This is a genomic window from Aeromonas popoffii (assembly GCF_037818705.1).
In the GTDB taxonomy this organism is placed as follows: domain Bacteria; phylum Pseudomonadota; class Gammaproteobacteria; order Enterobacterales; family Aeromonadaceae; genus Aeromonas; species Aeromonas popoffii.
In genome coordinates this window covers 4434378-4447116 of sequence record NZ_CP149129.1, presented here as the reverse complement: position 1 = coordinate 4447116, position 12739 = coordinate 4434378, and the positions used below count along the sequence as shown (strand labels likewise).

Annotated in this window: 13 protein-coding genes; 3 read left to right on the top strand and 10 right to left on the bottom strand. The window is 60.3% G+C overall.

The window, feature by feature from the left end; all coding sequences use genetic code 11:
• Positions 1 to 218: 218 nt before the first annotated feature.
• A complete protein-coding gene (locus WJM78_RS20630) occupies positions 219 to 1424 on the top strand; it encodes a NupC/NupG family nucleoside CNT transporter (RefSeq protein ID WP_339011569.1) in 1206 nt (401 codons plus the stop codon).
• Between the two features lie 112 nt (positions 1425 to 1536).
• On the opposite strand, the gene WJM78_RS20625 is transcribed toward WJM78_RS20630, so the two are convergent.
• The 4 genes from WJM78_RS20625 to WJM78_RS20610 form a co-directional block, all read right to left on the bottom strand.
• Positions 1537 to 2037, bottom strand: a complete 501-nt coding sequence (locus WJM78_RS20625) for a metal-dependent hydrolase (protein ID WP_287146069.1) — start codon at positions 2035 to 2037, stop codon at positions 1537 to 1539.
• Between the two features lie 88 nt (positions 2038 to 2125).
• Positions 2126 to 2686 (bottom strand): cytochrome b/b6 domain-containing protein, encoded by a 561-nt coding sequence (locus tag WJM78_RS20620; RefSeq protein ID WP_339011564.1) that lies wholly within the window; start codon positions 2684 to 2686, stop codon positions 2126 to 2128.
• A 48-nt stretch (positions 2687 to 2734) separates the two neighbouring features.
• Complete coding sequence (locus WJM78_RS20615; RefSeq protein ID WP_108535986.1) at positions 2735 to 3004, bottom strand: PepSY domain-containing protein; 270 nt, start codon at positions 3002 to 3004, stop codon at positions 2735 to 2737.
• Positions 3005 to 3123: 119 nt separating this feature from the next.
• Positions 3124 to 3576 (bottom strand): YaiI/YqxD family protein, encoded by a 453-nt coding sequence (locus tag WJM78_RS20610; RefSeq protein WP_339011560.1) that lies wholly within the window; start codon positions 3574 to 3576, stop codon positions 3124 to 3126.
• A 102-nt stretch (positions 3577 to 3678) separates the two neighbouring features.
• On the opposite strand from WJM78_RS20610, the gene zntB reads away from it, so the two are divergent.
• Both zntB and WJM78_RS20600 read left to right on the top strand, forming a co-directional pair.
• Positions 3679 to 4671, top strand: coding sequence for a zinc transporter ZntB (gene zntB / locus WJM78_RS20605; RefSeq protein ID WP_339011557.1), 993 nt, complete (start codon positions 3679 to 3681; stop codon positions 4669 to 4671).
• A 9-nt stretch (positions 4672 to 4680) separates the two neighbouring features.
• Positions 4681 to 5199, top strand: a complete 519-nt coding sequence (locus tag WJM78_RS20600; RefSeq protein ID WP_339011554.1) for a mechanosensitive ion channel domain-containing protein — start codon at positions 4681 to 4683, stop codon at positions 5197 to 5199.
• A gap of 41 nt (positions 5200 to 5240) precedes the next feature.
• Here WJM78_RS20600 and WJM78_RS20595 read toward each other — a convergent pair whose 3' ends face one another.
• The 6 genes from WJM78_RS20595 to WJM78_RS20570 all read right to left on the bottom strand — a co-directional run bounded on the left by WJM78_RS20595 (position 5241) and on the right by WJM78_RS20570 (position 12719).
• A complete protein-coding gene (locus WJM78_RS20595; RefSeq protein ID WP_212514197.1) occupies positions 5241 to 5489 on the bottom strand; it encodes a hypothetical protein in 249 nt (82 codons plus the stop codon).
• Between the two features lie 64 nt (positions 5490 to 5553).
• The gene (locus WJM78_RS20590; protein ID WP_339011551.1) at positions 5554 to 6132 is read right to left on the bottom strand and encodes a DNA-J related domain-containing protein; all 579 of its coding nucleotides are present in this window, start codon (positions 6130 to 6132) and stop codon (positions 5554 to 5556) included.
• A 175-nt stretch (positions 6133 to 6307) separates the two neighbouring features.
• Positions 6308 to 6829, bottom strand: a complete 522-nt coding sequence (locus WJM78_RS20585) for an MltR family transcriptional regulator (protein WP_042038666.1) — start codon at positions 6827 to 6829, stop codon at positions 6308 to 6310.
• A 134-nt stretch (positions 6830 to 6963) separates the two neighbouring features.
• Complete coding sequence (locus WJM78_RS20580) at positions 6964 to 8109, bottom strand: mannitol-1-phosphate 5-dehydrogenase (RefSeq protein WP_339011548.1); 1146 nt, start codon at positions 8107 to 8109, stop codon at positions 6964 to 6966.
• Between the two features lie 37 nt (positions 8110 to 8146).
• The gene (locus WJM78_RS20575) at positions 8147 to 10069 is read right to left on the bottom strand and encodes a PTS mannitol transporter subunit IICBA (protein ID WP_339011546.1); all 1923 of its coding nucleotides are present in this window, start codon (positions 10067 to 10069) and stop codon (positions 8147 to 8149) included.
• A 628-nt stretch (positions 10070 to 10697) separates the two neighbouring features.
• Positions 10698 to 12719 carry an exoribonuclease II gene (locus WJM78_RS20570; RefSeq protein WP_339011543.1) on the bottom strand — a complete coding sequence of 674 codons (2022 nt, stop codon included), beginning with the start codon at positions 12717 to 12719 and terminating at the stop codon, positions 10698 to 10700.
• Between the last annotated feature and the right edge of the window lie 20 nt (positions 12720 to 12739).

Below are 12739 nucleotides of genomic sequence, written 5' to 3'. Positions count from 1 at the left end.
AATTGAATGATTTATTTGTAAGTGACTGTTTATTGTTTGTTTTATATTTAATTAACGATGATTTAATGCCGCGCTTGGCGTTTAATTAATTTAAAAACGTTTGTATTATCCTGCATGCATAATATTGCGCGGGATTGTGATGGCTATCTGATTTTTAAATGTGCAAATGTCTATGATGGCGCCGGTCAAAAATTACAATTCACTCAGGTGCTACAGGTATGGAATTCGTTCACTTTGTGCTCGGACTGGTCATGGTCCTCGCTCTCGCGTTGCTGGCTAACCGCCACAACTGGAAACAGATCAAACTGCGTTATATCGGCCAACTGCTGGTGGTCGAACTGGCGCTGGCCTGGTTCATGCTGAACTCCGAAGTGGGTCTGGCCGTGGTGGGTGGCTTTGCGGCTGGTTTTACCAAGTTGATGGAGTTTGCCAAACAGGGTACCGACTTTGTGTTCGGTGGCCTGGTCAACGAAGGGGCCTTCTCCTTCTTCCTGATGGTGCTGATGCCCATCGTCTTCATCTCGGTGCTGATCGGTATTTTGCAGTACATCCGTCTGCTGCCTATCGTCATCCGCGGTATCGGTACCGTGCTGGCCAAGATCAACGGCATGGGCAAGCTGGAATCCTTCAACGCCATCAGCTCCATGATTGTCGGCCAGTCCGAGAACTTCATCGCGCTCAAGAACACACTGCCGCACCTGAACGAGAAGCAGATGTACACCCTGGCGGCGACGGCCATGTCCACCGTTTCCATGTCCATCGTCGGTGCCTATATGCAGCTGATCGAGCCGCGTTACGTGGTCGCCGCGCTGGTGCTCAACATGTTTAGCACCTTCATTGTGCTCTCTCTGATCAACCCGTATGAGCCCGACAACTCGGTCACCGACCTGAAAGCCATCGTCGAGGGCGACGAGCACCACACGCCGAAGAGAGAGAACTTCTTCGAGATGTTGGGCGAGTACATCATGGCCGGTTTCTCCGTGGCCGTGATCGTGGCGGCCATGCTGGTGGGCTTTATCGCCCTGATCGCCCTGATCAACTACCTGTTTGAGCTGGCGTTTGGCGTCAACTTCCAGTACGTCATGGGCTACCTCTTTTATCCGATCGCCTGGATCCTGGGTATCCCGAGCGGTGAAGCCCTGCAAGCCGGCTCCATCATGGCAACCAAGCTGGTGACCAACGAGTTTGTGGCCATGATGGACCTGGGCAAAGTGGCTGCCGAGCTTTCTCCACGCACCGTCGGCATCCTCTCCATCTTCATGGTGTCGTTCGCCAACTTCAGCTCCATCGGCATCATTGCCGGGGCGGTGAAGGCACTGCATGAAGATAAGGGCAACATGGTCTCCCGCTTTGGCCTGAAGCTGGTGTACGGTTCTACCCTGGTGAGCCTGCTCTCTGCTGTGATTGCCGGTGTGATGATCTAATCGCACCTCGCCATCACCACGACAACCCCCTGCCTCGGCAGGGGGTTGTTTTTTCAGGGGGGGAGCAAAGGTGCCTCCCGCTGATCTGCAGTGGTGCCGGGTCTGGGCCCGCTCAACCGGCCCAGTGGTTCCAGTAACCGGCCGCCAGCAGGGTGAGGGTGCAAAAGCCGGTCTCGATGGCACCGCCGCTCTTGAGCGGCCAGCCCGGCAGCCGGTAGCGCTGCTTGAGCGGCCAGAACAGCGGAATGCCGGCGGGGGTGAGCCAATCCCCCAGCAGGTGGCTGAGGTAGCCGATAATGAGCGCATCCTTTACCCCGACGGGCAGCAGGTCGGGTGCCAGGCTCTGATCCAGCCCCCACACGGCCACGACCACTGCCAGCAGGCTGTGGGTGAAGCCGCGATGACCGAACAGCCGTGACAATGGCTTGGAGATCCAGGGCAGTCGCTGACCTAGCACGGATTTGGGGTGGTCGAGATCCGGCAGCAGGGCGCTGGCCAGCGCGGCGGGTATGGTCTGCCACAGGCTGGCATCGGCCAGTGCCGGTGTGAGCTGGAGCTTGTGGGCGAGCAGGGTGCAGGTGACGGAAAACAGCAGGTGCCCTTGGGCTGTCATGGTGGCTACGGCATGGAGAAATGGCGGCGCATCTTACCAGTGTCGCGGGCCATTGCAGCAAAAAACCGGGGCCGGCGGGCCGGCCAGGTCAATAACTGCGCGGATCTTCCACCTTGGTATCGGCGGGCACCCGTTTTTTGCCCAGCACCATGGCGCGCAGCAGATCGCTGCGGGTAAGGCGGTCGGTCAGGATCACCACGGCGGCATGGACACCGACGGCGGCCATCAGGGTGTTGGCGATGACACCGTGCAGCTCTTCCATCCACTCTTCACCCCAGAAGGCATCCCAGGTGGTGAGCCAGCCGGTGGTGATAGTGCCGACCAGCGACAGCAGCAACAGCCATATCATCAGCGCGCCGAGCGGGTTGTGGCCGAGATAATAGGGGTGGCGGCCCTGTGTCAGCTGGCGCAGGTAGTAACGAATGCGGGCGGGTGTCGGCCACCACTGGCCGAAACGGGCGTAATGGGGGCCGACCAGTCCCCACAGCAGGCGGGTGAGCAGCAGGCCTGCCAAGGTATAGCCGACATATCTGTGGTTCTTGCTGCCCTCTTCCAGAACGAAGAAGTTGAGCAGGCAGAGTATGACGGTTGCCCAGTGAAACACCCGGATGAGAGGATCCCAGACTTTCACTTCAGACGAGGTTGTCATGGCAAGGCTCCATCAAAGGGGCCGGTGACAGACCGGCCCATGGTTAGCTTATTCGTCGATCTCTTCTTTTACTTTCTTCAGATCGGTCGGGTCGAAGTAGATTTCGACCTTGCGCTTGTCCTTGTCCCAACCGTAGATCTCGTAGCAGTTGGTTTTGGTCACCTTGAACTTCTTGATGTCGTAGCCCATCGCCTTGATCTGCTGTTGGGCATCCGCCTCGCTCAGCCATTGGCTCTTGTCGGTCTGGGTACACTGGGGGTCGGCCAGAACGGCGCCGCTGAACAGGGGGATCAGTAACAACAGGGGGGTCAGTTTCATGTGTGCTCCTTGCTGGTGGTTTGGTCAACAGTCACAAGGTTAGCCCACAATACTTAAGAAAGGATTAAGTAAAGATGGCATTGAATGGGTCTCCCAATGGGATGCAGGGGAGACCGTAATCAGCTGAGCTTGCCCTTGATCAGCCACTTGTCGAGGGCGTTGGCGAAGCGCTGCTTGTCAGCGGCATTGAAGGGGGCCGGGCCACCGGTCTGCACGCCGGCCGAGCGCAGCTCTTCCATGAAGTTGCGCATGCCGAGCCGCGCCTGGATGGTCTCGCGGGTATAGATCTCGCCGCGGGGGTTGAGTGCCTCGCCACCGGCATCGATCACCCAGGAGGCGAGCGGTATGTCGCCAGTGATCACCAGATCCCCCGGCGTGACCTGTTGGGCGATGACATGATCCGCCACATCGAATCCCTTCTCCACCTGCTGGGTCTTGATATAGGGGGAGGGGGGCACGCGCAGTCCCTGATTGGCCACTAGCGTGGTGACGACCTGGGCGCGGTGGGCGGCGCGGTAGAGGATCTCCTTGACCGGGAGGGGGCAGGCATCGGCATCGACCCAGATGGGCATGGCATGGCTTCCTGTGTCTGAAATAAGGCCGCATCTTAACATGGCCAGCGCGGGTCGGCCCCTAGGGCTGAGTCAGGCCGGGCTTTAGTGTAAGCTGGCCCGATGAGACTGAATGAAAAGGACGAGCAGATGGATCGGGTACCCAGTGATGTGATTTATGCCCTGACCCTGGATGGCAAGGGTGGCATGCAGCCACTGGCGGCGGGGAGCGAGATCCCGGGGAAGAGCCCTGGCTGGCTGCATCTGGATTACGGCAATCCGGAAGCGGCCCGCTGGTTGCTGCACACCCCCTTGCTCAATGAGGCTGCCAAAGAGTCACTGCTCGGCCAGAGCAACAGACCCAAGCTGGTGCGGATGGGGGAAACCGTGCTGCTGATCCTGCGCGGTATCAATCACAACAAGGATCACAGGCCCGAAGAGATGGTGGCGCTGCGCATTTTTATCACCCCGGATCTCATCATCAGCAGCCGTCGTCGTCCGCTGCTCTCCGAGCAGGATGTGTTCAACCAGCTGACGCTGGGCGGTGGTGCCGATACCCCGGCCGACTGGCTGGTGGAGGTGTGTGATGCCCTGACCGACCGGGCGGGGGAATTTGTGGAAGAGCTGCACGATCAGATCCTGGATCTGGAGGAGATGGTGCTGATGTGCGACCTGCCCGCCAACGGCCGACTGGCGCTGATCCGCAAGCAGCTCATCATGATCCGCCGTTACCTCTCCCCCCAGCGGGATCTGGTGGCGCGTCTGGCCAACGAGAAGATCAGCTGGCTGGACGAGGATGACCGCCGCCGCCTGCTCGACATTGCCGACCGGTTGCGGCGCTGGCTGGATGATCTGGATGCCGGGGTAGCGCGCACCGCCGTGCTGGCGGACGAGATCAACAACCTGATGGCGGAGGCAACCAATCGCCGGGCTTACCAGATGTCGGTGATGGCGCTGCTATTTCTGCCCGCCAGCTTCCTGACCGGTCTGTTTGGTATCAACCTGGGGGGGATTCCGGGGGCCGAGAGCCCGACCGCCTTCTGGGTCTTCTGCGGCTCGCTGGTGGCACTGGCCACAGGGCTGGCCGTTTGGCTCAAACACAGACGCTGGTGGTAAGGAGTCGTCATGACCATATGGCAATCTTTTGGTGTGACCCTGCTGCTGTTGCTGGGCCACACCCAGATCCGGCGGCTGATCCACAAGAGCCTGCTGGCGCTCGGCCAGAGCAGGCAGGTGAGCGAGAACCGGGTGCTCTACGTGGCCCATGTGTTCCACTTCCTGCTCGGCTGCGCCACCCTGCTGATCCTGGCCGGGGTGTGGGGGCTCGACTTCTCCCGGCTGGTGGTGCTCGCCTCCTCCTTCTTCGCCGTGCTCGGGGTTGCCATGGTGGCGCAGTGGTCGATCCTCTCCAACATCACCGCCAGCATCACCATCTTTTTCGCCTTCCCCTACAAAATTGGCGACCGGATCCGCATCCTCGACAAGGACGATTCAGTCACCGGTATCATCACCGAGATTGGCCTGTTCTACCTGCAGGTGCGCGATGACAATGGCGATCTTGTCACCTATCCGGCCAACCTGATCCTGCAAAAACCGGTCAGGCGGCTGGATGGCAAGGGGTCAGAACCGCTGCAACCGGAATGAAAAAAAGCTCCTTACGGAGCTTTTTTTGTTTTGAATGTCGCTCAGCGTTCGAAGAAGCGATAGAGATGCTCGACCTGGATCGGGCAATCCGCCACCAGATGTACGTGCTGGCGTGCCTCTTCGACCGAGCCGAAATAGCGGGGGCAACCCAGGGTGTCTGTCATCTCGTACAACCTGCCATCCTGGCCCCTGAACTCCACTATCCAGCCCGGCAGTATGGCATCCTGCAGGATCTCGGCTTCCTTGAAGGCTTGCTGCTGGTAGAGCAGGCGAAGTTCGCTGACTGTCATGACGTCCTCCTGTGACTCATAGCGTCTCTTCAAGTCTAGTGGCTGGGGCAGGTGGCGGCCCGGATCATTTGGCCGTGTTCAGGCACTCCCAAGCCCAGCGAATGCGGATGAAGGTCTCGGCATCGCCACCGCGATCCGGGTGGTGCTGCAGCGCCAACTCGCGCCAACGGCGGCGGATTGTCTCCTGGCTGGCATTGGCGGTCAGCTCGAACAGGGCCAGTGCCTCCACCCTGTGTCCCGCGCCATCATAACGACGCCAGAAGCGGGTAAGCAGTGCTTCCACCTCTGCTCGGTCGGTCTGCCAGAACACCTGCCAGTCGAGATAGTAGCTGCGCAAATTTTCGCCAATGGCAAAGGTGTGGCTGGCATCCGGGACATTCGTCAGCGGTTCGAGCCGGATATCCAGGGTGCTGATCACCAGCCACCACCCCTCTTGCCAGAGTTCGGCTTGCAGCTGGTAGAGGGCGTTCATGATCAGGAAGTTGACCCGAAACAGCTGTAACTGCTCATCGTCGGCCAGCACCGGAATGGCCCCCTGCTGGCGCAGGGCGGACATCAGCTCGTGCACCTTGTAGCTGCTCGCCGCCTGTTGCAGCAGGGCTAGCAGAGGGGCTATCAGAGGGTTGGTGCTCTGGTCACTCATCACATTCGATTCCTCCGGGTGAGGTGGCCCTCTGTCTGTGGTGTCCGCGGTGCGCTACGTACAGACGAGGTGGTGATGGATCAGAGTGACATTCACGACGGGGCGGGGCAAGGCGCTGTGGCAAGGTAGGCGAAGAAAAAGACCGCCAGCTGGGCGGTCATGAGATTGAGCCGGATTAGATGGGGCTCTCTTTGTGGAGATCGGTGACACAGTCGGCCACTGCCAGCACCAGCGCCGAGCGCACCACCTGATCGAGCCGGTTGAGCTGCATCTGGTAGAAGGCCCAATCCTCTTCACTGGCCGGGGGCTCCAGTTTCATCATGCCACCCTGATTGACGCCGTGCAGACGGTCGAGCAGGTCGCGGATCGGCTTGTCGCTGAAGCGGTAATCTTTGGGGTCGCGCACCAGAAAGTCGCGGATCTTGAGATAAGCCTCCAGATCCTGATAGCGCTCGAGGGAGATGAGGCCGAGGGCGAAGATGAGCTTGAGGCGCACCTCCAGCTGGCCGAGAGGGCCGCTCTGGTTGAGCAAGGGTTCGATGGCGTATTTGACGGCATACTCCTCCTGACGGAACGCGCGTCGCATCAGGGAATCGACCGCTTCTTCCAGGATGGTCACGGCTTCGAGAAAGAAGCCGCGGGGGCCATCCTGCTCGTTCAGTCGTTCCAGTACTTCATCTTCCTGGTGTGTGGTCATAGGTGTATAGGGTCCAGCTGACAAAGGAGAGAGAGTGCCTCTCTCCCGGTTTTTATCGTATGGGGCTCATCCCCTTGCCATTCAAGCGCTTGGCACGCTATCAGGGCTGGCTGAATGCGCCGCAAGCAGGGTCATTACAAGGTTTCGTAACGGGCGACAATGGCGCGAACCACCTCGCTCTCTTCATCCAGGCCGGTGACGTGGGCCAGCGCTTTGGCCGGGCCAAGCTCCGCCAACAGGTGTTGCAACTCCACCGCCTGCGGGTCATCGGCATTGCGATAGTGCAGCGCCGCAGCGATCCCCTCCTGCAACTGCTCGCTCGGCAGGCCGTACTCCAGCGTGCCGAGCAGCGGCTTCACCAGCCTGTCTCCCGCCGCCAGTTTGCGCAGCGGTTGACGGCCGACCCGGTCAATTTCGTCCACCAGATAGGGGTTGGCGAAACGGGCCAGGATCTTCTCTATGTAGGCGGCATGCAGGCCGGGATCGAAGCCGTAGCGTTTCACCAGTACGGCCCCGCTCTCCTCCATGGCACGGCGCACCTTGCTGCGGATCAGCGGATCCTCGATCGCCTCGCGGATAGTGCGATAGCCCCGCAACTTGCCGAGATAGGCGGTGACGATGTGGCCGGTGTTGAGGGTGAACAGCTTGCGCTCGACGAAGGCCATCAGGTTGTCGGTGGGCTCCATGCCCGCCACCTGCGGCAGCTCCCCCTTGAACTGGGTCTGATCGACGATCCACTCGCTGAAGCTCTCCACCGTCACTTCCAGCGGATCATCGTTGGCAGCCGCGGCGGGCGGTACGATGCGATCTACCGCCGAGTCGACAAAGCCGACGCAGGATTCGAGCGTGGCATGATACGCGACAGGCAGGTGCTTGAGTACCTCCTGCTTGAGATGCGTGGTGCCGCGCACCATGTTCTCGCAGGCGATGACGTTCAGCGGGGTCAGGTTGCCGGCATCGAAGCGGGCTTGCAGCCCCTTGGCCAGGGTGTTGGCAATCTTGTCCAGAATATTGGGGCCGACCGCGGTGGTGACCAGATCGGCGGTGATGATGCGGGCGATCACCTCGTGACCGGCGGAGCTGACCGCCGCCACGTTGCGCACCACGTCCAGTTTCTGATCCGCCCCCACCACGTGCACCTTGTACTCCTGACGGTGGTTGAGCTGATCGATCAGGGTCTCGTTGACGTCGGCGAAGGTGACTTGATGGCTGGCATCCGCCAGCAGTTTTCCGATGAAGCCACGACCTATGTTACCAGCACCAAAATGCAATGTTTTCATAATATTAACCTCTTTAACCAAAGACGATGAAGGACGATTACGCCGCATGCTCGGCACCCAGCAGATCCAGAAACTCCTGGGGATCCGTGGTGCTGGCCAGCCGGTCGATGAGACCGGGTTCATCCAGTGCATTGGTCAGTCGGGTTATCACCTGAATGTGTTCGTCGTTGCACGCGGCGATGCCGATCACCAGTCGCGCCACCTCGTCCGGCGCTTCACCAAAGGCGACGCCGGCCGGATACTGGCAGATGACGATGCCGGTACGCTTGACGAACTTCTTGGCGGCGATGGTGCCATGGGGCACGGCGATAGATTCGCCGAGGTAGGTGGAGACCAGCTGCTCGCGCTCCAGCATGGCGTTGACATAATCGGGTGCCACGTAGCCCCGCTCCGCCAGCAGCTTGCCGGCAGTCCGGATGGCGGCCTCCTTGTTGTCCGCTTTCAGTCCCAGATGCACGTCCTGACGGCTCAGGGTGAACACCTCGCTGGCCTGCGGCGCGTAGCTGTCGTCGTTGGCCGCCACCAGCAGCTGCGGGGTGGCGACGTCATCGTTGGCGGCCCGGGTCAGGCTCTGTACCAGCTCCTGATAGAGGCCGTTGTCGAGGAAGTTGGTGAGCGAGATATGGTGGGCGTTCGGCGCATGGCGACGGGCCCGCTCGGTCAGATCCTTGTGGGTGATGACCCAGTCCACCTGATCGTCGAGCTGATCGATGGCGCGGTTGGTGACGCTGATGTCGAGCCCGGCGGCCTGCACCCGCTTGCGTAGCATGCCGGCACCCATGGCGCTGGAACCCATGCCCGCATCGCAGGCAACCACGATATTGCGCACCGCCATCAGTTCACCGCCCTGCTTCTTGGCCGCTGCGGTCTCGGGCTTGCCGCCCTTCATGGCTTTCATCTTGCGAGTGGCTTCACCCAGCGCATCGGCCTCGTCCGCTTCCGGCTGCTGGGCACGAACGAACACGGCGGCGACCAGGAAGGAGACCAGGGTCGAGCTGATGATGGAGAGCGCGACCCCGATCAGGGAGGCTTTCGGCGTCATCAACAGCACGGCGAAGATGGAACCCGGTGAGGCAGGGGAGACCAGACCGGCGTTGAACAGGGTCAGGGTGAAGACCCCGGTCATGCCACCGGCGATCACCGCCAGAATGAGGCGCGGGTTCATCAGCACATAGGGGAAGTAGATCTCGTGAATGCCGCCGAAGAAGTGAATGATGGAGGCGCCAGCCGCGGACTGCTTGGCGGCGCCACGGCCGAACACCATGTAGGCCAGCAGCACGCCCATGCCCGGGCCCGGGTTCGCTTCAATCAGGAAGAAGATGGAGCTGCCGTGCTCGGTCGCCTGCTGGATCCCCAGTGGCGAGAAGATACCGTGGTTGATGGCGTTGTTGAGGAACAGGATCTTGGCCGGTTCGACGAAGATGGAGGTGAGCGGCAGCATGTGGTTTTCCACCAGGAAGCCGACGCCACCGGCCAGCACGCCGGAGAGCACCTTGACGAAGGGGCCGATCACGAAGAAGGCGAGGATCGCCAGCAGCATGCCGATGAGGCCAGCGGAGAAGTTGTTGACCAGCATCTCGAAGCCGCTCTTGACGCGCCCTTCCATCACTTTGTCGAAGCGCTTGATGGCCCAGCCACCGAGCGGGCCGACCATCATGGCGCCCATGAACATGGGGATGTCTGTCCCCACGATGACGCCCATGGTGGTGATGGCACCGACCACGCCGCCGCGCTCACCGCCCATCAGTTTGCCGCCGGTGTAGCCAATCAGCAGCGGCAGCAGGTAGGTGATCATGGGGCCGACCAGCTTGGCCAAGGTGTCGCTTGGCAGCCAGCCGGTGGGGATGAAGAGGGCGGTAATGAAGCCCCAGGCGATGAAAGCGCCTATGTTGGGCATGACCATATTGGACAGGAAGCGTCCAAAATTCTGTATCTTGACTTTGGTATCCGGTGATAACATGTCGGGACCCCGTTTTAAGCCTGTTTGATTAAAAGTGGTAGTCGGGATGACGGGTTTTGCCGAACCTTCATCCCAGTCGTCTAAGCAACTTCAATCTACCAGCTTGTGATCACATTAGGTTGAAAACGGGGTGCCTTGTGACACACCTCTCAAATATCCAGGCTACCCCCCTCCCTTGATAGTGACCCTGATCACATACAGGTGTTGTAGTTTGGCTACATATCGATCTTTCCTGCTGATAACACACATTTAATGTGATTAACATCACCTTATTTGGCTTGCGCAATCCCGTAGTCAGTGTGATGTCTGTCACAAACACATCATTTGTATTCAAATGGGGCAATTAAAGTGACCTCCAATGAGAGGGGCAGGACGATGAATCCTTCGCCTTATACTGTTAATGGCAAATGAATCAATTGTTTTGTAACCCACTTTCAGTTTCCCACTCCGCTTCTTCAGTCACATTACCCCCTCCAGCAGGCCCCGATCGAAGCGTTGACGCAACAGATTGACAAACAGCAGCGCCGCCAGAGCAGCGTCTCCGGCACACTCATGCCGAGCCTGTCTATACGTATAAAAAAGCCCGCAGAGTTGCGGGCTTATGGATATCCAGTGGTTGACGCCGGGTTTAGTCCGCCTTGGGAGCGGTCTCGGCAGGGGTCTCAGCGCTCTCGGCCACCGGTGCTTCCGGTGCCGGGCCCGGCACCAGCTCGACCGCCGGTTTGGCGATGAGGGAGCGAGTCTCTTCCACCGCTTCACTCAGCTTGACCTCGATGATCTGGCCCAGCTCATAGACCACCTCGGTCTTGTCCAGATAGACGCGGCCGTTGTCCCAGTTGCACTCCAGGCGATCCTTGTTGTCGAGGATATGGCGAGCAGGCATGAAGACCACGGCTCCGTTCTCCTGCAGTCGCAGCTTGAGACCGGCACGCATCACGTCGATGATCTCGGCGTTGAACACCTTGTCGGTGCCGGCATCGGCCTTGAGGTAACGGACATAGAGCCAGTCACCGATGTCGCGCTCCACCATGCGGTGCAGGCGGCGACAGGCGGTCAGGTGATCGGTCAGTTCCTGGCTCGGGCGCTCGCCCGGGGTCTTGCCGGCGATGACGGCCTTGAGCAGGCGATGGTTGACCATGTCGCCGTATTTGCGGATCGGGGAGGTCCAGGTGGCGTAGGCATCCAGACCCAGGCCGTAGTGGGCACCCGGCTCGGCGGACATCAGCGCATAGCTCTGGAAGCGGCGGATCTTGCCATCCAGCCAGCGGGTATCCAGGTTGTCGATCCAGCGGCGCAGGGCGCAGAAGCCCGACAGGCTGGCGATCTCGTCGCGTTCGAACGGGGCGTCGGCGCTTTTCAGCAGGTCGATGGCGCCGTCGAGGGACTCTTCATCGAATCCTGTGTGGACGTTGAAGATGCCGTAGCCGACACTTTTGCCCAGCACGCGACCGGCGCAGATGTTGGCGGCGATCATCGACTCTTCGATCATGCGGTTGGCGATGCGGCGCGGCTCCACGTGGATGGCCAGCACGGCGCCGTTCTCACCCAGCTCGAAGTCGTAGTCGGGTCTGTCCGGGAACACCAGCGCATGCTCGGTGCGCCATGCGATGCGCGCCTCTGTCATGGCTTTCATCAGCGGCAGCTGGGCCATGACGCCTGCGTCTATGGTCAGCTCCTTGCCATGCTCGGCCCAATCGGAGACCTCGTCATAGTTGAGACGGGCATGGGAGATGATACGGGCGGCGAAGAATTCGGTCTCTTCCAGCAGCAGGCCATCTTCGGCGATCAGCAGGCGGGCGCACAGGGTGTTGCGCTCCTCACCCTCTTTCAGGGAGCAGAGCTCGTCGGAGAGGGTGCGCGGTATCATGGGCACGTTGCGGCCCGGCATGTAGACGGTAAACGCGCGCTGGGCGGCTTCCTTGTCCAGCTCGCTGCCTTCGGCCACATAGGCGGTCGGATCGGCGATGGCGACCAGCAGTTCCCAGCCGTTGTCCAGCTTGCGGATGGCCAGGGCGTCATCCATGTCCTTGGTTTTGGCGCCGTCGATGGTGAAGAAGGGGACCGCAGTCAGGTCGGTGCGCGGCAGCTCTTCCTCCTCGATGACATTCCACTCGGGCAGATCGGCCGGTTCAATCTGGGCCAGGTTGTGGCGCGCCAGCACTACCCACCAGGGCACGTTGTGGTCTTCCTGATCGGCGATTTTGTGGCTGATCTCGGCGGAGAAGTTGCCATCACTCAGGGCGTGACGCTTGAGGGTCGCAACCACCCAGTCCCCTTCCTGGAAGGACTTCTCATCCAGACCCTTCTTGGCGCGGGCCTTGATGGCATCCTTGATCAGCGGATGGTCCGGCACCACGTTGAGGCGATCGCGGAACATCTTCACGCGACCGACGAAGCGGGTCACCGCCTGCTCCAGCAGGGCATCCGGCTCGGCCACTTCCTTCTCTTTTTCGGTACGGATCAGGGCGCTCACCCGGTCACCGTGCATCACCTTCTTCATGTAGGGAGGCGGTACGAAATAGCTGGTCTTCTCATCGACTTCCAGAAAGCCGAAGCCCCGGTCCGAGGCGCGGATCACACCCTCTTTCTTGGGGATGTTTTCGCGGATTTGTTGCTTGAGCTGGGCCAGCAGCGGATTGTCTTGGAACATAAGTGAGGAACCTGAGTGGA